Genomic DNA, 26363 nt, shown 5'->3' with positions numbered 1-26363 from the left:
TCCGTTTTACATCATCATATATGGATTCATATCTATTGAAATCATCAATTGTTTTTGTTCCATTTCCTTTTGATAATGATCTTGTATTTTCCGTAGTAAACTTGCCAGTTCATTTTCCCTTTTGTATTTTATCACGCATTGATATCGATATCTATCTTTGATCTTAGCGATTGGTGATGCAGCCGGACCAAGGATTCTTGTATTCGGTGCACAGTTCATTTTTAGGAACTGGACAATTTGATCAGTGACATGCGCTGCCTTCGTCACTTCCTCGTGTGATACCGTCACCATTGCCAAATAGTAATACGGCGGATAGGACTGGTGGCGGCGATGCAGCATCTCCTGTTCATAAAAGGCTTCATAGTCATGCTGCTTCGTTAATTCAATACTATAGTGAGAAGGCGTATACGATTGAATGATCACAGAACCCGCTTTTTCATGACGTCCTGCCCTGCCGCTGACCTGCGTGAGAAGCTGAAATGTTTTTTCACTTGAACGAAAATCAGGAATATGAAGAGACGTATCCGCACTGAGAACACCAACAAGTGTGACATCTGGGAAATCTAGCCCTTTTGCTATCATCTGCGTCCCGAGCAAAATGTCCGCTTCTTTATTGCCAAAAGACGTGAGGAGCTTTTCGTGAGCACCTTTACGAGACGTTGTATCCACATCCATTCGGATCACTCTTGCCTCAGGCAGTACTTTTGTAAGCTCTTCTTCTACACGCTGCGTACCCGTCCCAAAATAGCGAATATGCTCACTATGGCATTCTGGACATTCAGCAGGCACCGGTGCTTCGTGCCCGCAATAATGGCATTTCAGCCGTTTTTGATAGCGGTGATAGGTGAGAGAAATTTCGCAATGAGGACATTGCTCCACATATCCGCAATCACGGCACATCACAAAGGATGAATAGCCCCTTTTATTCAGAAATAAGACGGCTTGTTCTTTTCTTTCAAGCACTTCCTTTAATCTGAGCATTAATTCTTCTGAAAACATGGACCTGTTGCCATTTCTCAATTCTTCTCTCATATCAATTAACGAAACGTGCGGCAGCTGCTGCTGGTTGACGCGGTTTTTGAGCGCCAGCAATGTAAACACGCCTTTTTTCGCACGCGCATAGGTTTCAAGTGAAGGGGTTGCACTGCCTAATACGACTGGGCATCGATGCCTTCTGGCTCGTTCAATGGCGACATCCTTGGCATGATAACGAGGCATTTCTTCTTGTTTATAAGAAGATTCATGCTCTTCATCTATGATAATCATGCCTAGATTTTCAAATGGAGCGAAAACAGCAGATCTCGCGCCCACGACAAGCTTGACTTCCTTGCGGTGGATTTTCCGCCATTCATCATATTTTTCCCCTGTCGATAAGCCGCTGTGAAGTACAGCCACATTTGAGCCGAATCGTTCTTTAAACCGCTGAACCATTTGAGGGGTTAACGAGATTTCAGGAACGAGGACGATCGCTTCTTTTCCTTTTTGAAGGGCATGATCAATCGTCTGCAAGTATATTTCCGTTTTACCGCTTCCTGTCACCCCGTGCAGCAGAAAGGTTTCATGCCGGTCATCACTGACTGCTTGATGAATATGTTTTGCCGCTTCTGCTTGTTCTGGCATGAGATCAAGTGAAGCAGATGGTGTAAACGCCCGGTCACGATAAGGATCACGGTAGACCTCTTCATAGCTTTCTGTTAGCAGCCCTTCTTGAATAAAGGTTTTAAGCGTTTGAGAACTCGCGCCTGTTTGCTGCTGCAAGTCTTTCGCTAAAAAGGCCGTCTCACTCGCTTGAAGCAAAAAGGAGAGCAGTGCCTTTTGTTTCACCGCATTTTTCTTAAGCTGCTGTTGTTTTTCTTCAAGCTTATCTTTCGATACAGCTAGATGGAGCATGCGTACCTTTTTCTTTCCAGATTTTTGCGAGACATGATACCTTACCTCTAGATGACCTTTTTGGACATGCTTTTGAATCTGTTTTAGTTGTTCGGCCGGGATGTCAGCGTAAAGAATGCTATCTCGCTGACCGAAAAGCTCTTTCAATGACTGCGGAAGTTCTTCATCTGACAGCACCTGAATTTCTTTTTCATACTTCGCCTTCATGGCTGCAGGCAGCATCGATTGAAGTGCCGTAATGTGATAGGACAATGTTTTTTCCGTCAGCCAGTGGGAAAGCTCCAATAGCTCATCTGTCAGAACAGGTGATAAATCAAATAAATCGACAATGTCCTTGATGTTTCCTGTCTTTATGTCTGTTTCGTCTTTGACTTTTGTCACAAACCCTTGAATCTTCCTTGGGCCAAAGGGAACGACCACCCTCATTCCCGCTTTGACGAGATCTTTGAATCGATCTGGTACACGGTAATCGAATGGCCGGTCAATGGCTTTCGTTGTGACATCCACGATGACTTCAGCAATCATGCTCGATCACGCTCTTTTGGCAACAGCTGTTTTGCCTCCTTTAAGATTTCAAAAGCGAGGTCTTTTTTGCTCATCATCGGCAGCTCTTTTGTTGTACCATCTGCTTTGATGACGGCTGCTACATTTGTGTCTGTGCCAAAGCCTGCACCTTCTTTTGTGACGTTGTTGGCCACAATCATATCTAAATGCTTGGATTCGATTTTCTTTTTCGCGTAATATTCTACATCCTGCGTTTCAGCTGCAAAACCGACAAGCACTTGATGCTCTTTTCTTTTCCCCAGCTCTTTTAAAATATCTTTTGTCCGGGTGAATTCAATCTCTAAGGCGCCGTCCTGTTTTTTCATTTTATGAGGATATGATGTCACAGGGGTATAGTCGGCGACAGCTGCTGATTTAATGACAAGGTCCGCTTCCTCGTACACATCTAATACGGCTTGATACATGTCCTCTGCCGATTCAACGTGCACCACATGTACATGGTCAGGTGCCGTTAAAGAAACAGGTCCTGAAATGAGCGTGACATCAGCCCCCATTTGCTGCGCAGCCTCTGCAATCGCATAGCCCATTTTTCCTGACGATCGATTTGTAAAGAAACGCACAGGATCGATGACTTCTCGTGTAGGACCTGCTGTCACCACGACTTTTTTACCTGAAAGCGGTAAGCTTTTTGGCTTTTCAAAAAATGCACGGATGTGCTCAACAATTTTTTCAGGCTCCTCTAACCGCCCTTTTCCAATGTAGCCGCAGGCTAAATAACCTTCACTCGGCTCAATAAACCGGTAGCCGTCCTCATATAATGTGCGAATGTTCCGCTTTACAGCCGGGTGATCATACATATGCACATTCATTGCTGGTGCGATCCATACAGGAGCGGTTGAAGCAAGTAAGGTCGTCGTGAGCATATCATCTGCAAGCCCTGCCGCCATTTTACCAATCGTATGTGCTGTTGCAGGGGCAACAAGAATGAGATCGGCCCAGTCAGCTACGTCAATATGCGCAATGACTTTTGGATTGTTTTCTTTAAATGTATCCACATACACCTCATGTCGAGACAGAGCTTGGAAGGTAAGCGGAGACACAAATTCACGGGCAGATTCCGTCATAATCACTCTTACATTTGCGCCCGCCTGTACGAGTTTACTAGTAAGAGCAGCTGCTTTATATACGGCGATTCCTCCGCTGACGCCGAGCAAAATATTTTTTGACTGTAACATTTGTTTGTCCCCCTTAAAGGCCTTTTTCACAAATTCGTCTACAATTCAAAAAAGTCAAAACCAATCATAGTTTTGACTTTTTTGAACGTATCGTATCTGCATAGCAGAAGCGATGTGTTATTCTTGATCCTCTTTTTCAAATGTCAAAAGACCGGCATCGATTTCTTCCAGTGCTTTGCCTACGAATTTGTAAGACTTTGTATTTTCGATTTGCTGATCTTGGTGGATCTGCATTTCACGTGCACGGCGTGCAGACACTGTCACAAGTGTATATTTTGAATCAAGTTTGTTCATCAATGAGTCAATTGAAGGATCTAACATAGTTTATTCTACCCCCAGCATTTTTTTATATCTTGGTGCGACTCTGTCTCTGCGCAGGTGTTCTGCAAGGACGATCGCTTTGATTCTTTCACAAGCAAGCTCGACATCATCGTTTTCCACGACATAGTCGTAAGCATCCATCATTTCAATCTCTTCTTTTGCAGCAGCCATTCGATTGCGAATGAGTTCCTCAGACTCTGTACCACGTGTAATGATGCGGTTTTGAAGTTCTGAAAGACTAGGCGGTGCAAGGAAAATAAAAAGACCTTCTGGGAATGCTTCTCTTACTTGAAGTGCACCTTGCACTTCGATTTCAAGGAAAACATCTTTTCCTTCGCTTAATGTCTGTTCTACATAGTCAACAGGCGTGCCGTAGTAATTCCCGACATACTCTGCCCATTCTAACAGCTTTTTGTTTTCAATCATATGTTCAAATTCTTCCCTGGATTTAAAGAAATAATCGACACCATTTCTTTCACCTTCACGCGGTTTACGTGTCGTCACAGAAATAGAGTATTCAAATTTCGTATCTTCCTGGGAGAAAATGGCTTGTCTGACCGTTCCTTTTCCAACTCCCGAAGGTCCAGAGAGAACGATTAAAAGTCCTCTTTCTTTCATAATGGCGTATTACCCCTGCCCTTCATCTATGATTTCTTCTTTTACAGAAAGTCTTTGCGCGACAGTCTCAGGCTGAACGGCAGATAAGATGACATGGTCACTGTCCATAATGACAACAGCACGGGTTCTTCTTCCGTATGTAGCATCTATGAGCATGCCTCGATCTCTTGCGTCTTGTATCATTCGTTTAATCGGTGCTGATTCTGGACTGACGATCGAAATCATCCGATTCGCTGAAATGATGTTTCCAAATCCGATATTGATCAACTTTATGGTCATCTTCTAACGTCCCCCTGTAATATAAACGTCTCTAGTCTCGCCGAAAGAGACGTACTGTAAACAGCATACACAATGACTATTCTATATTTTGCACTTGTTCTTTTATTTTTTCAATAGCACTTTTCATTTCAACCACCAGCTTTGTTAAATGATGATGGTTCGCTTTTGAGCCAATGGTGTTCACTTCACGGTTGAGCTCCTGTACAAGAAAATCAAGTTTTCTGCCGGCAGCACCGCCTTGCATCAAGATTTGCTGGAACTGTTGAAAGTGACTTTTCAATCTCGTAATCTCTTCTGTAATGTCACAGCGGTCAGCAAAGATGGCAGCCTCTGTTGTCAATCTGCTTTCGTCAAGCGCCTCTCCGATCCATTCTTGCAATCGCTGATTGAGCCTGTCTTTATACTGAGTCACAACTTCTGGTGCAAAGACTTTGATTTCTTCTGTATAGGCCTCTAATTCAGAAAGCCTCAGCTCACAGTCTTTTTGAAGTGATGTCCCCTCCTGCTCTCTCATGAAGCAAAGCTCCTTGACAGCCGTTTCACAAGCATCCATCAGCAATTGCTCTAACTGCTCATTTCGGCTGGCCGACTCTTCTACTTGAACGGCATGCTCCAGCCCCAGTAAGTCATGTACATGCTGAATGCCTGAAATGTGATAGCGCTTCTCGAGGTCTTTTGCGGCTTTCATGTATTCATCAAGCAGCGGCCAGTCGATCTGCAAGGACCGGCTTGCTAGTTTACCGCCTTCAATCGTGACAAACAGCTCAATTCTACCGCGCTGCACGTAACGAAGAATGATTTTTTTTAATGTGTCTTCGAAATATAAAAGCGGCCTCGGCAAACGGGCATGAACCTCTTTAAAACGGTGATTGACCGATTTTAGCTCAACTGACACTGTCAGTTCTCCATCCGTTTTACTCGCTTGGCCGAATCCCGTCATACTGCGTATCATGTCAAAACACCCAATTCTTTCATATTAATAAAATGAAAAAGGTAATAGCAGACACTATTACCTCAAAATTATACCATAACGAATTATTTTTTTCTTGTCAAAAGTGATCCTGCCAGTAAAAAAGTTGGCAGTGCAGACATACCGATGATCAGCAGCCAATCAATTGGTGCAATGGCCACCGTTTTGAAAATCGGCTGAAGCGGCGGATAATAAATGACCACAAACATAAGTAAAAGTGATGACAAAACCGCACCGATCAAGTAAAGATTCCCGAATGGATTGCGTTCAAAGATGGACCGTTCACTGCGGCAGTCAAATACATGAATGAGCTGCGCCAAAACAAGCGTACTAAATGCAACAGTCTGTGCATATTGCAGGTTGTTTGGATCGCGGTGATACACAAACATAAATGCTAAAAGGGTCGCAAGCCCGATGAGGAATCCTCTAGATACAACCTTCCAGCCGAGCCCTCTAGCAAAAATGCCCTCTTTCATGTTCCTCGGCTTTCGCTTCATGACATCGCCTTCTGGCTTATCCATGCCAAGTGCCATCGCTGGAAGACCATCTGTGACAAGGTTGACCCATAAAATTTGAATAGGAACGAGAGGAAGCGGAAGCGCTAGGAGCATCGCGAACAGCATAACCAAAATTTCTCCAACATTGGATGCCAGCAAATACCGGACAAACTTCCGAATGTTTTCATAAATATTCCGGCCTTCTTTAATGGCGGATTTAATGGTCGCAAAGTTGTCATCAAGTAAAATAAGAGAAGATGCTTCTTTGGCTACGTCTGTTCCAGTGATGCCCATGGAGATGCCGATATCTGCTTGCTTAATCGCAGGCGCATCATTGACCCCGTCACCTGTCATCGCCACAATATGTCCATTTTTTTGATAGGCCTTCACAATTCTCAGCTTATGCTCAGGTGATACCCGTGCAAAGACGTATACATTTTCAGCCGTTTGCTCAAGCTCTTTGTCACTCATCTGATCCAGCGCTTTTCCGTCGAGCACCTTTCCTTGCTTTGGTAAAAGGCTCAAGTCTTTGGCAATCGCTTTGGCTGTTTCCACGTGATCCCCTGTAATCATGACTGTTTTTATGCCAGCATCCCTGCACTCTTTAATCGCTCGTCTGACTTCAGGACGAGGTGGATCGATCATGCCCTCTAACCCGATAAATGTCAAATCGGTTTCAGCCTGCTGGACAGAGTTGATTTTTTCTGTCAGACCGACTTTTTTATACGCAATGGCAATCGTTCTCAGCGCTTGTCTTGCTAAGCCTTGAATCGCAGCCTCTGTTTCTTGCCTGTGAGTGGTTGAAAAAGAAGCTGTGCGGCCGCCGTGCATGATATGACTTGAACGGTTCATCAGGACATCCGGCGCACCTTTTGCAATGACATACCGCTCTTTTTGATTCGTTTCGACGACGACTGACATCATCTTTCTTTCTGAATCAAAAGGAAACTCCTCTACAACGTGAAATCCGGCTTCGATGAATTGCTCTGTAAACCCTGCTTTACGTGCTGCGGTGAGAAGTGCCCCCTCTGTCGGATCTCCATCAAGCCTCATCTCCCCATCTTTTTCAATGATGGTCGATGTATTACAAAGCGCCCCGTATAATAACACCTTTTGCAGACTTGGATGTTTGTCTACATGGACAAGTTCTCCGTTTAAGGTGAAATCACCAGATGGCTCATAGCCCGTACCAGAAATATTCCACGTTTTGCCCTCTGCCCATACATGTGTCACAGTCATTTTATTTTGCGTCATAGTTCCTGTTTTATCTGAGCAAATGATCGACGCGCAGCCAAGTGTTTCCACCGCCGGAAGCTTTCTGACAATCGATTTTTGTTTGATCATCCGCTGCACTCCTAAGGAAAGTGCGACGGTAACAATCGCCGGCAGTCCTTCAGGAATGGCAGCAACTGCAAGAGATACTCCCGCCAGGAACATATGATACAAATCATGTCCTTGTACAACGCCAAGAACCACAACGAGCACCGTTAAAAATAAAGCAGCAACAATCAGGATTTTTCCCAGCTGTTCGAGACGTCTTTGCAGCGGTGTTTCCATATTCCCTGCTGCATCCAGCATGCCGGCAATTTGTCCCATCGCTGTATTCATTCCTGTACCAATCACAACGCCCACGCCGCTTCCTCTAGTGACAAGCGTCCCCATAAAGGCCATGTTCGTCAAATCTCCAAGCGAGACATGGTCTCGTGAAAGCGGACTTGCGTGTTTGACCGCAGGGATGGACTCGCCAGTGAGAGCGGACTCTTCAATTTCTAAACTTTTGGTTTCTAGTAATCTAATGTCTGCCCCAATCCGGTCTCCACTCGAAAATTTCACAATATCCCCTGGCACGAGATGTTTAGACGGGATCTTGACCCATTCATTATTTCTCCTTGCATACACATGCGGGGTTGATAATTCCTTTAGCGCTTGAAGAGATTTTTCCGCGCGACGTTCTTGATAAAAGCCGAGCACTCCATTAATCAGAACAATCGCTACAATTGCTACAGCATCAATGTATTCGCCTAAAAAAGCAGAAATGATCGTTGCCGCAAGCAAAATTAACACCATAAAATCTTTAAATTGCGCTAAAAAAATGATCAGAGCCGACGCCTTTTTCCCTTCCTGCAATTCATTTGGCCCGTGTTTTTCAAGCCGTTTTTGCACATCTTTTTCTGACAGTCCGTCACCTATCGATGTATTCATTGTTTTTAATAAATCGGTTTGGTTCAGTTCATGCCAATTCATTTGACCTCGTCCACTCCTCTTTTGTTCTCTCTCATATGCAGTGTTCTATAAGCCAGTTTATTCAGACTCGTCCTAAATCATGCTATAATAATAAGACTGCCTAAAGAACGAGAAACGGAAGGTTCTTTCAGTAGATTTGTGTGAAAGAAGAGGGTGTATCCAACATGTCATTTGACGGCATTTTTACATATGGTATGACAAATGAATTGCAAGAGACATTAACTGGCGGAAGAATTTCAAAAATTCATCAGCCATATAAGCACGAGCTGATTTTTCATATCCGGGCAAACGGAAAAAATCATAAGCTCCTTTTATCCGCTCATCCGAGCTACGCTAGAATTCAGCTCACAGAGCATCAATATGACAATCCAAGCGAACCTCCAATGTTTTGTATGCTCCTCAGAAAGCATCTTGAGGGCGGATTCATTGAACGTTTTGAACAGATTGGATTTGACCGGGTAATCGTACTTCATGTACGAAGCCGCAATGAAATTGGCGACGAACAGACTCGAAAGCTCTACATTGAAATCATGGGAAGGCATAGTAATTTGATTCTTGTCGAAGATGACACGCAGCAGATCATCGATGGCCTAAAGCATCTTTCTCCATCTGTGAACAGCTATCGAACGGTACTTCCTGGTCACGAATACCTTCTGCCGCCTGCACAGCAAAAATTGAATCCGTTTGAAGTGACGAAGGATGATATTTTAAAGCATTTACGCTTTCAAGAAGGAAAGATCGCAAATCAAATTGTCGATACATTCTCTGGGGTTTCTCCGCTGTTTGCAAAGGAAGCTGTACACAGGGCCGGTCTTGCCAATCAGGAAACGATTCCAAATACACTGCTCGACATGTTCCAGCTTATTCGCATGCACTCCTTTACCCCGCAGCTCACAAGAAAAGACGGGAAAGAATATTTCTATTTATTAGAACTTCAGCATGTCCATGGCGAGATGAAGACATTCGACTCTCTCAGCCAGCTGCTTGACCGCTTTTATTTCGGAAAAGCTGAGAGAGACAGAGTTAAACAGCAGGCGTCTGACCTTGAACGGTTTGTCGTAAATGAAAAAAAGAAAAATGAAAACAAGCTCAAAAAACTGAAAAGAACTCTTGAAGAATCTCAACATGCACATAAATATCAGCTCTATGGCGAATTGTTAACAGCCAATTTATATGCCATCAAAAAAGGGGATAAAGAAGCGACTGTCATCAATTATTACGATGAAGATGGCGGAGAGATCACGATCCCGCTTAAAACAAACAAAACCCCTTCTGAAAATGCACAGGCATATTTCACAAAATATCAAAAGGCAAAAAATGCAGTAGAAGCGGTCAATGAACAAATTGAGCGGACGCATGAAGAGATTGCTTATTTTGAAGAGTTGATTCAGCAGCTATCCTCTGCCTCACCGAAGGATTTAGAGGAAATGAGAGAAGAACTTGTTGAAGGAAAATATTTACGCGCCAAACAAAAGCGCAACGCCAAAAAGAAAAAACAGGCGGCCATTCAGCTTGAAACGTATGAATCGTCTCAAGGTATTCCGATTTTAGTCGGAAAAAACAACAAACAAAACGAGTATTTAACCACAAAGGCTGCTGCCCGTGACGACATTTGGCTGCATACGAAGGATATTCCTGGATCACATGTCGTCATCCGTCATCAAGCGCCTGATGAAGAGACGCTGCTTGAAGCGGCTCAAATCGCTGCCTACTTCTCGAAAGCAAAAGAGTCGAGCTCCGTTCCTGTCGATTATACGAAAATCCGGCATGTGAAAAAACCAAATGGAGCAAAGCCAGGATTTGTGACGTATGATCAGCAGCAAACATTATTTGTCACGCCTGACGAAGATGTGGTCCTAAAGCTGCGAAAATAATAAAAGCCGATAAAATCCCTTAAAGAGATTTTATCGGCTTTTTCTTTGTTGTTTTTTTCTTTCGATATAGAGAGCGTCAAGTGCATCTACATCCTCTTGTTCAAGCAACGCCTCAATTTCCGCAGCCAGTTGTTTTGTCCGAGCTGGGCTCGCACCGCTTGTAGAGACTGAAATCGTCACTTTCCCTGCTTTGACCACCTTTGGCACGATCACATTGCCAAGCTCTGATTGGCTCACACAATTCACAAGCTGGTGAGGCCGGGCTGTTTGTGCAATCCATTCATTTACCGCTGGATCGTTTGTAGCAGCTACAATGAAAAATGCACCCTCTAAATCTTCCACGTCCACTTTCTTTTCCTTCCAATTCAGGTTGTATGTATCAATGAGACGTGCCATCTCTTTAGAAATATCAGGACTCACGACGGTTATATGGCAAGGCTCTATGCATAGCGCCTCTGCCCTTCTTGCGGCTATTCGTCCACCGCCGGCGATGAGCACTTGTTGATCGGTTAAATCAAGATGGACTGGAAGCATGGCTTTCTCCTTGGAAATGAAACGCATCGTCTTTGTTTAAAATGGTTTCTTGCACGCGTTCAATATAAGCCGCTTTTACATGCGGATGAAAGCCAATATACCGGCATACCCGGACATCTTTCAGCCTCTTTCTCGCCTGAGCCGCTTCATTTTCAATCTCTTTCATTAAAATACCCGTAAACAACAAGTAAGGAACGAGATAAACAGGCGCATCATCATCTGCTGTTAATTGCGCAAGAACATCTCGGTAATTTGGCTCACATGCCGTAATAAAACATGGCAAGACCTCTGCGAAAGGGAGCAGGCGCCGGACATCGTCTGCAATGCCAAACACATCCCGCTTCACATCGGGGTCAGAGCTTCCGCGGCCAATTAAAAGAATCTGTGCTTTCCCGCCTTGATATCCTGCCTCTTCAATTCTTGCAGCAACCGCTTTTGTCACTTCTTGATTGACCCCGATTGGTTTTCCGTATGTGACCTTCACTTGCGGATATCGCTTTTGTACTTTCTCAATCTCGACTGGAATATCTGATTTGGCATGCATGGCAGTTAAAAGGAGGAGCGGGACGATCGCAATGTGTGTAGCTCCTTTTTTCACACAGGCTTCAAATCCTTCTTCTATAGAAGGGGCTGTCAGTTCTAAAAAACAAATTTCTTGTATATCTGCTTCTACTAACGGCATACAGCTTTTCATAAAAGAAATGGCTTTATCTTGTGCTTCTTTTACTCTGCTTCCATGCCCGACATAAAGTACAGCTTGTTTCATGTGGCTCCTCCCTCTACTTGTTTTGATCAGACGAAAAGACACGATCGATGTACGTGTCTTTTCTTTATCATTCTCATTTCTCGATTAAGGCGGGTTCAAACCAGCTCAGTTTTTGGTGAAAATGAACGACATCTCCAACTACAATTAAACTTGGATGCTCGATGCCTTCTTTTTCAACTGTTTCAGACAGTGTCGCCACAGTGCAGCAAGTCGTCTTTTGCCTCGTCGTAGTTCCCCAGTGTATAAACGCTGCTGGCGTTTCAGGATCGCGTCCATTTTTTAAAAGAAGCTGCTGCACTCTTTTCACATTTTTGACGCCCATGTAAATCACAAGGGTATCAATCCCTGTAGCCAGCGCTTCCCACTTTTCTTCAAAATGCTCATCCTTTTGATAGTGACCCGTGACAAAAGCGACATTTGAGCTGAATTCACGATGCGTCACGGGAATGCCTGCATAAGCGGCCGCTGCAATACCAGAGGTAATTCCAGGGACGACTTCATACGGAATTCCGTGCTCAGCTAAGCATTCGATTTCTTCACCGCCTCGGCCGAATACAAAGGGGTCGCCGCCTTTCAGCCGAACGACAACGTTCCCTTCCTTTGCATGGGCCACAAGGGCTTCATTGATGGCTTCCTGTCTCATCGTATGATGATTCGGCAGCTTGCCGCAATAGATTAATTCCGCCTCGGGTTTGGCGTGGGCGAGTATTTCTTGATTGACAAGGCGATCATATAAAATGACATCTGCCTGCTGTATTGCCTTATGGGCTTTTAATGTAATTAAGTCTGGATCTCCAGGTCCAGCCCCCACAATGTATACTTTCCCCATCGTGCTTTTCTCCCCCTGCCATCAGGCGATTATTTCGCTCTTCCCTTTACATAATCAACAAGACGCTGTTTGGACTCTTCACGAGATAATTCACCTGTATCTAGAACGAGCTCAGGTGCTGCTGGTTCTTCATACGGCGAATCAATTCCGGTGAAAAATGGAATTTCGCCATTTCTAGCTTTTTTATATAAGCCCTTTGGATCACGCTCTTCGCATACGTTCAGATCACATTTCACAAACACTTCGTGAAATTCTCCCGCTTCAACTAACTGTCTGACAATGCGGCGGTCTTCTTGAAATGGAGAAATAAAAGCCGTGATGACAATCGTTCCTTGTTCAACAAATAACTTTGCCACTTCTCCGATGCGGCGGATGTTCTCTTTTCTGTCATCATCTGAAAATCCTAAATCTTTATTCAGTCCATGCCTTACATTATCGCCATCAAGAACGGTGACTTGATAGCCTTGTTCAAACAGCTCTCTAGCCGCTGCATTTGCGATTGTTGATTTACCTGACCCACTTAGACCCGTGAGCCAAATAATGCCGCTCGTATGATTGTTTTTCTGTTGATATTCTTTTTTTGTAATAGATGAATCATGCCACACGATATGTTCATTGCTCATGTCATACCCTCCCATTAAGATACCGTCGTTTTTAATCCTTCGATTAATGTTTCAATAACTTCTTTTCGGCTGAACGTGCTTGGCGGTATTTCACCGTTTCTCAGCATCGTTCGAACCTTTGTACCTGAAAGAATGACATGCTCGCTTTTATCGTGAGGACATGTTTTTGGTGTTGCCATTGCTTCACATGTATTACAGTAGAAGCTATGTTCAAATTTTAACGGGGTAATGCCAATTTCTTCACTTGTAAATTGTTCAAATAACTCCTGCGCCTCGTATGTGCCGTAATAATCACCAACACCCGCATGATCTCTTCCCACAATAAAATGAGTGCAGCCGTAATTTTTACGAACAAGCGCGTGAAAGATTGCTTCCTTTGGTCCAGCATAACGCATTGCCGCAGGAAAAACACCTAAAAAGACGCGATCCTTTGGATAATAACCGTTCAATAACACTTGATAGCTTTTCATTCTCACGTCTGCCGGAATATCGTCTGATTTTGTTTCACCGACAAGTGGATTTAAAAACAAACCATCTACTGTTTCAAGTGCTGTCTTTTGAATATATTCATGGGCACGGTGAACAGGGTTTCTCGTTTGGAAACCAACAATGGTTTTCCAGCCGTTTTCTTTGAAATGCCGTCTTGTTTCTTCTGGCTCATACGTAAATTGAGGGAATGGTTTTTCACTGCGTTTCGTCAGTGTAATTTTACCACCAATGTATATGTCACCGCGTTCAAATAATTTTTTCACGCCTGGATGATTGCGGTCATCAGTTTTATATACATTCACCGCTTCTTTTTCCTTATCTGGTGTGTATTGATCCTCTACTTCAATCACCCCATATACAGTTCCATTATACGATAGACGCACAATATCGCCTTGATGGATTTCCGCTGCTTTTTCCTTTGTCACTGGCAGTGTAATAGGAAGAGACCAAACGACACCACTTGCTAACCGCATACTGCTCACAACGGCTTCATAATCAGCTTTTGTTAAAAACCCTTCAATTGGACTATACCCGCCAATTGCTATGAGTTCAAGGTCTGCAAATGAGATAGCATCTAGTTCAATTTCCTTTGCAGCCGTGCTGAGATCATACTCTTCATTTACTCGATTAATTAATACGCCACCATGTGGTGTTAAACTCATTTGTTCATCTTCCTCTCAATGTTCATATTTATTAGATGTAAATAGTCGGATTTGTCGTTAAATCCCGCCGCCCTGTTCATGAATCGAGCTGCTTTCATTTTTGACTGCCTTCATCAGACTCAGCGCACCAAGTGAGGCAAGCAGTACACTCATCATAATAAAGATAGAATAATAGTCTCCTTTTAAGAAAAGGCTCACCAGCAAATACGATAGGCTGAGTGATAAAAAGGGTGACACTACCCACACTTTCAGCATTTTTTTCACCACATGTTTATGAAAAATATTTGGTCCGCCTTTTGCCATTCCAAGCCCAATGATAGACGAGGAGGTGATTTGGGTAAGTGGAACTGGCAGCCCAAAAATAGAGCTGACGATGACAAGTCCAGCACCGGTACTCGAAAGCAAAATCCCTTCACCTGTTTGATAGCGGGTGATTTTCTTTCCGTTTGTTTCAAGCACTCTTCTTCCTAATAAAAGGGCACCCAGTGCAACGAAAAGTCCGCCGTAAAGCGTTCCTTGCCCAACGGATAAAATGCCTGAAGCAACAAGGGGGCCTACAGCATTTGCGACATTGTTCATCCCAGCAGAAAACGCTTCTAGAAATCCACTGATGATCAAAACGATCGATAAAATCATGGTGCCTTTTTTTGAAAAGGTTCGTTTCGGGAACATTCTGATGATTTTGACTACAACGAATGTAAAAAGAAAAGCAACAATAGGAATGATGACCCAAAATGACACAATGACTAAAATGGATTTCACATACAATACTTTATACGCTACCGCAACTCCAACGACAGCACCTACTGTGACCTCACTTGTTGATAAAGGGATGGCCATCAGATTCGCTATAAAGAGTGATAATGCAGCAGAACCAATAATAATACAAACAATTTCAAGTGTAATGACGGATTCAGGCATAATTCCAGAGCTAATCGTTTTGACGACCTCACCGCCGCCAATGACTGAACCTGCTAAAATCCCAACTGCACATACACTGAGTGCATAGATAGGCTTTTGAATAGCACCTGACCCGTACGCGATGCCCATCGAAGCAGCTGCACCACTCGCGCCAATGTTTAGAGCGAAAAATAAACTAAATAAAATTGCGGCGATTTCCATACATTATGCTCCCTTACTCATGTAATCCGCACTCAGTCTTAGCTGTGCCTGACCATCTGCCAGAACGAAGATCCTCGGCAGTAAATGCCGGCTGTGTACACGGGGCACAGCCGATACTTGGATATCCCTGATCATGCAGCGGATTATAAGTAAGTTCCTCTCTAGATGCATATCTCCATATGTCCTTCCACGTCCAGTGGATAAGCGGACATACTTTCACTGATTTGAATTTTTCATCCTGATTTAAAAAGTTCGTCCCTGCTCGCTTGGGTGACTGCTCTCTTCTTAAGCCAGAAAGCCATGCCGGATAGCCGGATAGCGCTTCTTGCAAAGGAATGACCTTACGCATATGGCAGCAGCTTTGAGGGTCCGTTTTCCATAGCTGATCACCATGCTGCTCGTTTTGCTCCTCAACCGTCAGCTCAGGGGTTTTCAGCACAATATCTAAACCAGGGTATCTTTCCTTTACCGCATCAATAGTGTCGTACGTTTCCTTAAAATGCAGACCTGTATCTAAAAAGACAATTCTTGCATCCTTTTTTACTTTCGCAATAAGATCAATGAGGACGATGCCTTCAATACCAAAGCTGCATGCATAAACGAGCTGATCACCATAATGACCGTATGCCCATTTCAGCACAGATAAGGCCCCTTTATACAAATCATCCTCTTGAAATGTAATGGACGGCTCTTGCCAATTTTCATAAGTTAACATTGTTTCTCCCCTTCCGGAGTATCACTACTCTCCGCACTACGTCAACCGAATTTTTCTGTTTTCTTCCACTTGAATCACTTGACCGTCCTGAACAATCAACATAACTGAACCGAATTCATATCCCCAATCAGTTTCTGCATATGCTTCAATAAGTCTTCATACTGATTTCGCTTCACTTCCATCTCGTCTTCCTCCTCACCGTTAAAATAAAAAAACTTCCTTTCAGTCCGAAAGAAAGATGAGGAAGCTCATTTCCTTATCTTTCAAAATAGAATCATTTTGCAGGAAGTAGCACCTTGCAAATCGCAGGTTGCCGGGCTTCATCGGGCCAGTCCCTCCACCTCTCTGGATAAGTGTTTTAATTTGTCTTAAATATTAACACAATTCAAACAAAAGTCAACCCGACTTTATTGATAGGATTAGTTTTTATTTGAATTTGAGTCTATTTTACTATTTTTAACCAAATAAAAAAGCTGTGCGGGTACGCGCAGCTTCATATTGTATTCAGCGTGATAGAAAACCTTTGCAGTCTAGGAAGGACGAGTACCGGAGCGAATTGAACATTCGTGAGCACCGGCACGCAGTTCTGACAAAGAATGCGAGGGTTTGTCTACACGCCGAAAGCTGTGCGGGTACGCGCAGCTTTTTAGACGGTTTCTTTCATCCAAGATTCAGAGGAAGGATCTTGTCTCCAGCGTTTTAGTTTATTCATAGCAGAAGGCTCGATCGCTTTCAGCTCAAGTGCCACGTCTGTCAGTGTGTCATAGTCTGTTAGGGTGACATATGGAATGTTTTTCTCTTGAAATGCTGCCGCAGCTTTTGGCAGTCCGTATGTGAAGATCGCGGCAACTCCTAGTACGTCACAGCCCGCTTCTTGAAGAGCAGCGACCACTTCAAGCACACTGCCTCCTGTTGAAATCAAGTCTTCTACGACGACCACCTTTTGACCTTTTGATACGGCTCCTTCAATTTGATTCCCTTTTCCATGTGCTTTTGGCTTACTTCTCACATAACACATCGGCACGTTCAGACGGTCTGCCGCTAATGCCGCATGCGGGATGCCTGCTGTTGCAGTACCAGCAACAACCTCCGCTCCCTCAAAATGGGTGAGAATCAACTCTTTAAGACCTTCAGCAATGTCGTGTCTTACTTCTGGGTAGGACAAGGTAAGACGGTTGTCACAATAGATCGGTGATTTGATACCGCTTGCCCATGTAAACGGTTCGTCTGGTTTTAATGAGACCGCTTTGATTTGTAATAGGTGTTTAGCGATTTTTGTTTTCATCTGGCAGTCACTCCCACTCTTTTAAAATTTGATGATAGGCTTCCAATGGTTTTTCAGCTTTCGTGATTGACCTTCCGACAACAATTTGTGAAACACCTTGCTCTTTTGCATAAGCAGGAGTCGCCACACGCTTTTGGTCATCGGTTTGATCATTTTGTAAGCGAATCCCCGGCGTGACAGTGAGAAAGGCAGGTGAGATGTGCTCATGAAGGGCTTTGGATTCATGAACAGAGCAAACAACACCGTCTAGTCCACTTTCATATGCCAATTGACCGTACCGGATGACAGTCTCTTGCAGCGGACGGTCTATGAGTAATTCGCTCCTCATCATGTCTTCTGACGTACTCGTCAGCTGAGTCACTGCAATAATGCCTGGACGTTTTTGTCCAGCAGGCGTCCCGCTTTCAAGCCCTTCTACCGCAGCTTGCATCATATGTTTCCCGCCAGCAGCATGCACATTGACCAAATCAACACCAAGTGCGGCAAGCCGGTTCATTGCTTTTTGCACCGTTGTTGGAATGTCATGTAATTTGAGATCGAGGAAAATGCGGCAATTTTTTTCTTTGAGCGCGTCAAGGATAGCAGGTCCTTCTTGGTAAAACAGCTCCATGCCGACCTTCACAAATAATCGTGTCCCTTCAAAGGGTTTTAAAAAGGCGAGCGCTTCCTGCGCTACCGGAAAATCAAGTGCGATGATGGGCAAGTGCTTCATGTTTCCAGCTCCTTCCGATACATTCCTCTACAGATGAATAGCCATATGCTGCTAACACTCTTGGCAGTTCTTCAATGATTTCTGGACAAATAAATGGGTTCACAAAATTGGCTGTGCCAACAGCTACTGCACTCGCTCCTGCTAGTAAAAATTCAAGTACGTCTTCAGCATTTTGCACCCCGCCCATTCCGATAATCGGGATAGACACTGCTTGACTGACTTCATGTACCATGCGCACAGCGACAGGTTTGACAGCAGGGCCTGATAATCCGCCTGTTTTATTGGCAAGAATCGGTTTCCCCGTTTTTAAATCTAAACGCATACCGATTAACGTGTTAATCATCGTGAGTCCATCCGCTCCAGCAGATTCAATCGCTTGAGCAATCTCCACAATATTGGCTACGTTAGGAGACAGCTTGACATAGACAGGTACCGAAGAGACTTCCTTCACCGCTTTTGTCAATGCTGCTGCCATATGAGGATCTGTACCAAAGGCAATTCCGCCTGTTTTGACATTCGGACATGAAATATTCAGTTCAAGGGCATGGACATTTTTTGCTTGGCTGATTTGCTTGGCTACTTCGACATAATCATCGACCTGTGAGCCAGCGACGTTTGCAATGATCGGCGTATCAAACTGCTCAAGCCAAGGCAATTCATTTTCCAGAACGACTTTTAGGCCTGGATTTTGAAGACCGATGGCATTGAGCATACCGGCACCTGTCTCCGCTACCCTTGGTGTCGGATTGCCAAATCTCGGTTCAAGGGTTGTGGCCTTGATCATGATACCGCCAAGCAAGGATAAGTCATATAATGAAGCAAATTCCCTTCCGAATCCAAAGCAGCCTGATGCAGGGATAATCGGATTCTTTAAAGATAAGCCGGGTAACTCAACGTTTAGCATGACAATGCCACCTCCTCTGCTTTAAATACAGGTCCATCCAGACAGACTTTGACGTAAGATTTTTCGTGCTGGTCGGTATGACACACACATGCAAAGCAAGCACCAATCCCGCAGCCCATTCGTTCTTCCATTGAAATGTAGACAGGCTTATCGGGATAAGAGTCTTTTAGTGCTTTTAACATAGGTGTCGGTCCGCAGGAAAGCATGACATCAAAGCTCAAATCATTCTCTTCAATGACACCTGTCACGAAGCCCTTTGAACCATATGTCCCATCAACTGTCGCGATAAACGTATCTCCGAGTGCTTGGAATTTCTCCTCGTAAAATACATCCTTTTTCGATTGAAAGCCAAGGACATGCTTGACGATGACACCTTTTTTCGTTAAACGCTTGGACAGCTCATATAGCGGCGGTACTCCAATTCCACCGCCGACTAGTAAGGCTGTCTGACCTGGCTGAACTACTGAAGGATCATACCCGTTGCCAAGCGGTCCTAATACATCGATGGATTCCCCCTCCCGCTTTTGGGAAAGAAGCTTTGTGCCCTCTCCCTCTGCGCGGTAGATGATAGTTGCTTCTTGTTTCTCGGCATGAATATTGGCAATACTGATCGGTCTTCTCAGCAGCGGTGTCATAGACTCGCTGACCTTGATATGAAGAAATTGTCCAGCCGTTTGAAAGGAGTCCACAAGGTCACCTTTTAATATCATTTCGTAAATATGATCAGCGATCTCTCGGTTTGAGACGACCGTCAAGTATGCTTTTTTCATATCGTTACTGTCACCTCAGCATTCGTTTTCACTTCTGGCATTTCATCCGCTCTAAATGTCATGCTTTCCAGCACTCTTAAAATGGCTTCTGCTGTATCTAGCGACGTTAAGCAAGCTACGCCATTTTCAACAGCTTCACGTCTGATTCTAAAGCCGTCTCTTGCCGGCTGTTTTCCTTTTGTTAGAGTGTTGATGACAAATTGGGCTTCCCCGTTTCGAATGACATCGAGAAGGTTTTTGCCTTCTTCTCCTATTTTGCCGACAACACTTGATGGGATGGAGGCTTGTTTTAAGTAATTCGCCGTTCCTTCTGTTGCTAAAATATGATAGCCGATCGAGTGGAATCTTCTTGCAATCTCAAGTCCTTCTTCTTTATCCTTATCAGCAACTGTTAGAAGAACTGTCCCGTCTTTAGGAATTTGAATGCCTGATGCAATTAATCCTTTGTAGAGGGCTTTTTCAATTGTGACATCTTTCCCCATGACCTCACCTGTAGATTTCATTTCAGGCCCGAGTGTAATATCCACTCTTCTTAGTTTTGCAAAAGAGAAGACTGGAACTTTGACGTACACCCCTTCTTGCTCTGTGTGAAGTCCTTCTTCGTAGCTATAGTTTTTAAGCTTGTCACCTAAAATGACTTTTGTCGCTAGATTTGCCATCGGGATGCCTGTAATTTTACTTAAGAAAGGAACTGTCCGGCTTGAACGAGGATTCACTTCAAGTACGTACACTTCACCTTTCGAGAGAACAAATTGAATGTTTAGCAGCCCAATAATATTGAGGCCTTTTGCAAGCTTGATCGTGTATTCTGCGATCTTCGCTTTGATCTCAACAGACAATGTTTGCGGCGGGTAAACCGCAATCGAGTCACCAGAGTGAACCCCGGCTCTTTCAATATGTTCCATAATGCCTGGGATCACGACAGTTTCCCCATCAGATACGGCATCTACTTCAATTTCTTTTCCCGTCAAATATTTGTCAATTAACACTGGGTGCTGCGGATTGACTCTCACCGCATTCTCCATGTAGTGAAGAAGCTCTTCTTCTTGATAAACGATTTCCATCGCACGACCGCCTAATACATAGGAAGGACGGACAAGGACTGGGTAGCCGATCTGATTGGCAATCGCTACAGCTTCAGGCACAGACGTAGCTGTTTTCCCTTTAGGCTGCGGCACGCCGAGTGCTTCTAATGTTTGTTCAAACTTGTCTCGGTTTTCGGCGCGGTCTAGGTCTTCAAGAGAAGTGCCGAGAATCTTCACCCCTCTATTTGATAATTCATCTGCTAGGTTGATCGCCGTTTGTCCGCCGAACTGGACGACGACTCCTTCAGGCTGCTCAAGATCAATGATGTGCATCACATCTTCTACAGTGAGTGGTTCAAAGTAGAGCTTATCTGAAATACTAAAGTCTGTTGAGACCGTTTCAGGGTTGTTGTTAATAATGATTGCTTCATAGCCTGCTTGTTTAATTGCCCACACAGAATGAACCGTCGCATAATCAAATTCAACTCCTTGACCGATTCTGATAGGACCTGAGCCTAATACGATGACGCTTTTCTTGTCTGTGCGTTCTGATTCATTTTCATCTTCATACGTGCTATAGAAATATGGCGTCTCGGATTCAAATTCAGCCGCACAAGTATCTACCATTTTGTAGACAGGTACGATGCCTGCTTCTTGTCTTAGCTTGTAGACATCCGCTTCATTCATATTCCACTCACGGCTAATATAGATGTCTGAGAAGCCTTTATCTTTCGCTTCTTTTAATACGTCTGTATTGCCTTTGTTTTCTTTTAATGTCTTTTCAAATGCGATGATGCCTTCCAGCTTATGAAGGAAGAAGTAATCAATTTTTGAGAATTCATGTATTTGTTCAACCGTATAGCCTCTTCTAAGCGCCTCGGCGATATAGAATAATCGTTCGTCTCCCGCCTTGATAATCCGCTTTTCAAGCACTTCGTTTGTGATATCTGCTTCATCTTTTAATTCAATGTGATGCACATCAGCTTCAAGTGAACGGACAGCCTTTAGAAGAGACTCTTCTAATGTACGGCCGATCGCCATCACTTCACCAGTTGCTTTCATTTGCGTCCCAAGACGTCTGTTGGCAGATTCGAATTTATCAAACGGCCAGCGCGGGATTTTAGACACAATATAGTCAAGTGCTGGTTCGAAGGCAGCATAGGTTTTCCCTGTGACTGGATTCATCATTTCATCAAGCGTTAAGCCGACAGCAATTTTCGCTGCAAGTTTGGCAATTGGATAACCAGTTGCTTTCGACGCAAGTGCAGAAGAACGACTGACGCGCGGGTTTACTTCGATGATATAGTATTGAAAGCTGTCTGGGTCAATCGCCAGCTGTACGTTACAGCCGCCTTCAATGCCAAGTGCCCGGATCAGCTTGAGCGACACATTGCGAAGCAGCTGATATTCACGGTCACTTAATGTTTGGCTTGGCGCCACAACGATACTGTCACCTGTGTGGATACCGACAGGATCAAAGTTTTCCATGTTACAAACAACGATCGCATGATCACCGCTATCACGCATGACTTCATATTCAATTTCTTTAAAACCTGCAATGCTTTTTTCAAGTAAGCATTGTGTGACTGGGCTTAACTTCAGTCCGTTTTCGACGATTTCCTTCAGCTCTTGCTCGTTTGTACAAATTCCGCCGCCTGTTCCGCCTAATGTATAAGCTGGTCTCACAATGACAGGGAAACCGATTTGATTCGTAAACGCCATCGCTTCTTCAAGGTTATGGATGATTTCACTTTCTGGTACAGGCTCATTTAGTTCATTCATCAGATTACGGAATAAATCTCTGTCCTCTGCTTTTTGAATAGCTGACAGCTTTGTTCCTAATACTTCAACACCGCATTCAGCTAATACGCCAAGGTCTGATAATTCAACAGCAAGGTTAAGTCCAGTTTGTCCGCCAAGTGTTGGCAAGATCGCATCAGGACGTTCTTTTCGAATGATTCGTGTTAAGAATTCTGGTGTCAGTGGTTCGATGTATACCTTATCGGCCATTTCTGTATCTGTCATGATGGTCGCTGGATTGGAATTCACAAGAACGACTTCATAGCCCTCTTCTTTCAGTGCTAAGCAAGCCTGTGTGCCTGCATAGTCAAACTCCGCTGCCTGTCCGATGATGATTGGACCTGAACCGATGACTAAAATCTTTTTGATGTCTACGCGTTTTGGCATACTTCTTCCCCTTCTTTCTCAGTTGTATGAATCATGTCCATGAACTGGTCGAATAAGTAGTTCGCATCTTCTGGACCTGGTGACGCTTCTGGGTGATACTGGACAGTGAATGCTTGTGCTTCTTTATGTTTTAACCCTTCAATCGTATTGTCGTTTAGGGCGATATGTGTGACTTCGAGCACGTCCTCGTTAATTGCACTAACTGTGTAGCCGTGATTTTGAGATGTCAGTGTCACCTTGCCGGTGGCTAGTTCTTTGACTGGGTGATTCGAGCCTCTGTGACCGAATTTCATTTTTTCAGTACTTGCGCCGCACGCAAGAGCGAATAATTGATGTCCAAGACAAATGCCAAAGAGCGGAACCTTTCCAATCAATTGCTGAATCATCTCGACTGCTTCCGGTACATCAACAGGATCCCCAGGGCCGTTTGAAAGCATGATTCCATCAGGCTTTAACTGCAGCACTTCATCTGCCGTGATATTGTACGGCACCACGATGACATCACAGTCACGTTTATTGAGCTCGCGCAAAATGCCATGCTTCATGCCGAAATCGACAAGGACAATTCTTTTTCCTCTTCCCGGGCTTGGATACGCATTTTTCACAGATACTTGACTCACTTGATCAGTCGGCAGCTGCATTGTTTGAAGGCGGCGGACTACGTCTTCCACTTGTTCTTCCGGTCCTGCAAACGCCCCTCTTAAAGTCCCTGCACTTCGAATCATTCTCGTCAGCTTCCGTGTATCGATTCCGCTAAGACCTGGAATGTTTTTCATTTTTAAGTATTCATCTAGTGAATATGAAGAGCGCCAGTTTGAGGGCTTTTCACAAAGCTCCTTCACAATCAGCCCTTTTACAAACGGTGTGATCGATTCAAAATCATCACGGTTAATGCCATAGTTGCCGATGAGCGGATAAGTGAGTGTGACAATTTGTCCGCAGTATGATGGATCAGACAAAATTTCTTGATAGCCCGTCATCCCTGTATTAAAGACGACTTCTCCGACTGACGATTCTAAGCTGCCAAAGCCTGTTCCTTCGAATACTGTTCCGTTTTCTAGCACTAAGCGTCTCTTCATTTTACTAGTCTCCCCTCTTCATACACGACTTTCCCAGATGCAAGTGTCATGACCGGCCATCCTGATACAGTCAATTTGTCAAACGGTGTATTTTGCCCTTTTGATAAGAAGCTTTTTTTATCGATTGCCATTTCTTTGTTTAAATCAATGAGTGTGATATCAGCTGTTTGTCCTTCTTCCAGCTTTCCATATGGAAGAGAGAAGGCTTCTGCTGGCTTGATTGTCATATAATCAACGAGTTCTTTTAATGTCCATTCGCCTGTTTTGACAAATCGTGTATACAGAAGCGGGAACGCTGTTTCAAGCCCGACAATTCCAAAAGGTGCACGCTGCATCGTTTCGTTCTTTTCTTCTTCAGTATGCGGCGCATGGTCTGTTGCGATGAAATCAATCGTTCCATCTAAAAGTCCCTCGATCAGTGCCTCGCGATCCTCTTTTCCTCTGAGCGGCGGGTTCATTTTATAGTTTGTATCAAGACCAGGGATGTCCGCATCACATAACAGCAGGTGATGCGGTGACACCTCAGCTGTCACACGGATGCCTGCTTTTTTTGCATCGCGAACGACTCGCACAGATTCTTTCGTACTGATATGACATACATGATAATGGCAGTTCGCTGCTTCTGCTAAAAGAACATCTCTTGCAATATGCACCGATTCACAAATGGACGGTATACCGTTTAATTCATTTGCTTTTGAAAATTCTCCTTCATGAACGCATCCTCCGTAAATGAGCGAGTTATCTTCACAGTGTGCCACAATCGCTTGATCAAGACTTGCTGCCTTTTTCATCGCTTCGTACATCATGCCTGCTGTTTGGATGCCAACCCCGTCATCTGTGAAAGCGAAGGCGCCTGCTTCTTTTAGTGCTGCAAAGTCTGTCATCTCTTCCCCAATTTGCCTAGTTGTGATGGAGGCGTATGGCAGTACTCTGACAGAAGAGGTCTCTTCGATCCGATTCATGAGCCATTCCATTTGCTCTTTTGTATCCGGAACTGGGCGTGTATTCGGCATCGCTGCAATCGTTGTATAGCCGCCTCTTGCTGCTGCTTTAGAGCCTGTTTCAATCGTTTCCTTTTTCTCTCCACCTGGCTCTCTTAAATGTACATGCAGATCAATTAAGCCTGGTGAAACAAATAGCCCTTTAGCATCAATGACCTCTTCTCCATCTTCTCTTTCTAAGTGACCAATCGCTTGAATCACTTCTCCTTCTACCCTAATATCCTGCTGCACTTTTTCACCTGTGCTTGTTAAGATAAAACCGTTTTTAATGAGATACGACATAGACAGAATCTCTCCCTTTTTGATGTAGTCTGCTATTTTGAAAAGCTCTTTTTAATACGGCCATTCGGACATAAACGCCATTTTCCATTTGCTTGAAAATTCGTGACTGCTTTGATTCCACTAAAGAATCATCTATCTCCACACCTCTGTTTACTGGTGCTGGATGCATAATAATGGCTCGTTCTTTCATGTTGTTTGCCCTGTCTACTGTTAATCCATAAGTCGATAAGTAATCTTCACTGCCCATTTTTTCAGCATGTCGTTCATGCTGAATTCTGAGCAGCATCACCACATCAGATTGTGTGATGGCTTCATCTACCTGGACATACGTTCCGTGAGGGTTTTGCTCATCTTGGAAGGAAGCAGGCCCTGAAAAAAGGACTGTTGCTCCCAGCCTTGAGAGAACCTCAGCATTTGACCTTGCCACCCTGCTGTGTTTGATGTCTCCATGAATCGAAATCGTTAAGCCCTCAAAGCCGCCAAACTCTTCATAGATGGTCATTAGGTCAAGCAGTGATTGGGTCGGGTGCTGCCCGCAGCCATCTCCAGCATTGATGATGGGAATCCCAACCTTCCCGATCAGCTCATTGTAATATTCATCGGTGCTGTCTCTAATCACACATGCTTTCACGCCGATGGATTCGAGCGTTTTTACCGTATCGTAAAGTGTTTCGCCCTTTTGAACGGAGGTGCTTGCTGCATCTAAGCTCAGTACATTCATCCCCAGTTTCTTTTCGGCAACTTCGAAGCTAAATCGTGTTCTTGTGCTTGGTTCAAAGAAGAGGTTTGCTACAAATTCTCCCGCTAAGCCAAGTTCTTGCTTCCCCTTTTTGAGAGCCGCTGCTTCTTCAATCAGCTGTAAAATCTCTTCTTTAGACAAGCTGCTCATTGTCGATAGATCATTCATTTTTTCTTCCCCCTCTAGTTTTTCATCACTTTCAGGTTC

At 44.2% G+C, this 26363-nt stretch carries 24 protein-coding genes and 1 riboswitch; of the genes, 1 reads left to right on the top strand and 23 read right to left on the bottom strand.

All coding sequences use genetic code 11. From position 1 onward, the window contains the following. Positions 1-6: 6 nt before the first annotated feature. The 7 genes from priA to GKC25_RS07255 form a co-directional block, all read right to left on the bottom strand. Positions 7-2415, bottom strand: coding sequence for a primosomal protein N' (priA, locus tag GKC25_RS07285; RefSeq protein WP_034662451.1), 2409 nt, complete (start codon positions 2413-2415; stop codon positions 7-9). Continuing rightward, positions 2412-3629 carry a bifunctional phosphopantothenoylcysteine decarboxylase/phosphopantothenate--cysteine ligase CoaBC gene (gene coaBC, locus GKC25_RS07280; RefSeq protein WP_034662453.1) on the bottom strand — a complete coding sequence of 406 codons (1218 nt, stop codon included), beginning with the start codon at positions 3627-3629 and terminating at the stop codon, positions 2412-2414. The genes priA and coaBC overlap by 4 nt, the downstream gene beginning before the upstream one ends. A 117-nt stretch (positions 3630-3746) precedes the next feature. Then, a complete protein-coding gene (gene rpoZ / locus GKC25_RS07275; protein WP_003211647.1) occupies positions 3747-3950 on the bottom strand; it encodes a DNA-directed RNA polymerase subunit omega in 204 nt (67 codons plus the stop codon). Positions 3951-3953: 3 nt separating this feature from the next. Next, positions 3954-4568, bottom strand: a complete 615-nt coding sequence (gene gmk, locus GKC25_RS07270; RefSeq protein ID WP_003212381.1) for a guanylate kinase — start codon at positions 4566-4568, stop codon at positions 3954-3956. Between the two features lie 9 nt (positions 4569-4577). Further along, positions 4578-4847, bottom strand: coding sequence for an extracellular matrix/biofilm regulator RemA (remA, locus tag GKC25_RS07265; RefSeq protein ID WP_008344898.1), 270 nt, complete (start codon positions 4845-4847; stop codon positions 4578-4580). A gap of 76 nt (positions 4848-4923) precedes the next feature. Then, on the bottom strand, positions 4924-5799 hold the full coding sequence (locus tag GKC25_RS07260; RefSeq protein ID WP_106037773.1) for a YicC/YloC family endoribonuclease: 876 nt from the start codon (positions 5797-5799) through the stop codon (positions 4924-4926). 83 nt (positions 5800-5882) lie between these two features. Beyond that, on the bottom strand, positions 5883-8558 hold the full coding sequence (locus GKC25_RS07255; protein WP_034662458.1) for a calcium-translocating P-type ATPase, SERCA-type: 2676 nt from the start codon (positions 8556-8558) through the stop codon (positions 5883-5885). Positions 8559-8722: 164 nt separating this feature from the next. Between GKC25_RS07255 and GKC25_RS07250 the strand changes: the two genes are divergently transcribed. Then, on the top strand, positions 8723-10432 hold the full coding sequence (locus tag GKC25_RS07250) for an Rqc2 family fibronectin-binding protein (RefSeq protein ID WP_342689950.1): 1710 nt from the start codon (positions 8723-8725) through the stop codon (positions 10430-10432). Positions 10433-10462: 30 nt separating this feature from the next. Here GKC25_RS07250 and GKC25_RS07245 read toward each other — a convergent pair whose 3' ends face one another. The 16 genes from GKC25_RS07245 to GKC25_RS07170 form a co-directional block, all read right to left on the bottom strand. Next, positions 10463-10966: a precorrin-2 dehydrogenase/sirohydrochlorin ferrochelatase family protein gene (locus GKC25_RS07245; protein WP_034662462.1), complete on the bottom strand. Its 504-nt coding sequence runs from the start codon at positions 10964-10966 to the stop codon at positions 10463-10465. After that, positions 10947-11732 (bottom strand): sirohydrochlorin chelatase, encoded by a 786-nt coding sequence (locus GKC25_RS07240; RefSeq protein ID WP_034662465.1) that lies wholly within the window; start codon positions 11730-11732, stop codon positions 10947-10949. The genes GKC25_RS07245 and GKC25_RS07240 overlap by 20 nt, the downstream gene beginning before the upstream one ends. 73 nt (positions 11733-11805) lie before the next feature. After that, positions 11806-12561, bottom strand: coding sequence for a uroporphyrinogen-III C-methyltransferase (gene cobA, locus GKC25_RS07235; RefSeq protein ID WP_034662468.1), 756 nt, complete (start codon positions 12559-12561; stop codon positions 11806-11808). 29 nt (positions 12562-12590) lie between these two features. Continuing rightward, a complete protein-coding gene (cysC, locus tag GKC25_RS07230) occupies positions 12591-13184 on the bottom strand; it encodes an adenylyl-sulfate kinase (RefSeq protein ID WP_034662471.1) in 594 nt (197 codons plus the stop codon). A gap of 14 nt (positions 13185-13198) precedes the next feature. Continuing rightward, positions 13199-14335, bottom strand: a complete 1137-nt coding sequence (gene sat, locus GKC25_RS07225) for a sulfate adenylyltransferase (RefSeq protein WP_187704490.1) — start codon at positions 14333-14335, stop codon at positions 13199-13201. Positions 14336-14392: 57 nt separating this feature from the next. Continuing rightward, a complete protein-coding gene (locus tag GKC25_RS07220; protein ID WP_034662477.1) occupies positions 14393-15457 on the bottom strand; it encodes an inorganic phosphate transporter in 1065 nt (354 codons plus the stop codon). 13 nt (positions 15458-15470) lie between these two features. Further along, a complete protein-coding gene (locus tag GKC25_RS07215) occupies positions 15471-16172 on the bottom strand; it encodes a phosphoadenylyl-sulfate reductase (protein ID WP_034662479.1) in 702 nt (233 codons plus the stop codon). A gap of 36 nt (positions 16173-16208) precedes the next feature. Then, positions 16209-16274, bottom strand: coding sequence for a DUF2292 domain-containing protein (locus GKC25_RS07210; protein ID WP_080869532.1), 66 nt, complete (start codon positions 16272-16274; stop codon positions 16209-16211). A gap of 151 nt (positions 16275-16425) precedes the next feature. Further along, a riboswitch (SAM riboswitch) is annotated at positions 16426-16528 on the bottom strand. Positions 16529-16818: 290 nt separating this feature from the next. Next, positions 16819-17457, bottom strand: coding sequence for an orotate phosphoribosyltransferase (gene pyrE / locus GKC25_RS07205; protein WP_034662482.1), 639 nt, complete (start codon positions 17455-17457; stop codon positions 16819-16821). Between the two features lie 7 nt (positions 17458-17464). After that, a complete protein-coding gene (gene pyrF, locus GKC25_RS07200; RefSeq protein ID WP_106037777.1) occupies positions 17465-18169 on the bottom strand; it encodes an orotidine-5'-phosphate decarboxylase in 705 nt (234 codons plus the stop codon). Further along, positions 18141-19073, bottom strand: coding sequence for a dihydroorotate dehydrogenase (locus GKC25_RS07195; RefSeq protein WP_106037778.1), 933 nt, complete (start codon positions 19071-19073; stop codon positions 18141-18143). Before GKC25_RS07195 ends, pyrF begins: the two co-directional genes overlap by 29 nt. After that, positions 19067-19843: a dihydroorotate dehydrogenase electron transfer subunit gene (locus GKC25_RS07190; protein ID WP_106037779.1), complete on the bottom strand. Its 777-nt coding sequence runs from the start codon at positions 19841-19843 to the stop codon at positions 19067-19069. The genes GKC25_RS07195 and GKC25_RS07190 overlap by 7 nt, the downstream gene beginning before the upstream one ends. Then, positions 19840-23055 (bottom strand): carbamoyl-phosphate synthase (glutamine-hydrolyzing) large subunit, encoded by a 3216-nt coding sequence (gene carB, locus GKC25_RS07185; protein ID WP_342689949.1) that lies wholly within the window; start codon positions 23053-23055, stop codon positions 19840-19842. The genes GKC25_RS07190 and carB overlap by 4 nt, the downstream gene beginning before the upstream one ends. Further along, positions 23040-24134 (bottom strand): carbamoyl phosphate synthase small subunit, encoded by a 1095-nt coding sequence (locus GKC25_RS07180; RefSeq protein ID WP_106037781.1) that lies wholly within the window; start codon positions 24132-24134, stop codon positions 23040-23042. Before GKC25_RS07180 ends, carB begins: the two co-directional genes overlap by 16 nt. Beyond that, a complete protein-coding gene (locus GKC25_RS07175) occupies positions 24131-25417 on the bottom strand; it encodes a dihydroorotase (protein WP_003211286.1) in 1287 nt (428 codons plus the stop codon). The genes GKC25_RS07180 and GKC25_RS07175 overlap by 4 nt, the downstream gene beginning before the upstream one ends. Beyond that, the gene (locus tag GKC25_RS07170; RefSeq protein ID WP_034662498.1) at positions 25401-26324 is read right to left on the bottom strand and encodes an aspartate carbamoyltransferase catalytic subunit; all 924 of its coding nucleotides are present in this window, start codon (positions 26322-26324) and stop codon (positions 25401-25403) included. Before GKC25_RS07170 ends, GKC25_RS07175 begins: the two co-directional genes overlap by 17 nt. Positions 26325-26363: the final 39 nt, after the last annotated feature.

Source organism: Bacillus pumilus (assembly GCF_038738535.1).
In the GTDB taxonomy this organism is placed as follows: Bacteria; Bacillota; Bacilli; order Bacillales; family Bacillaceae; genus Bacillus.
The sequence above is the reverse complement of the archived record's forward strand: the minus strand, read 5'-3'. Positions and strand labels throughout refer to the sequence as shown.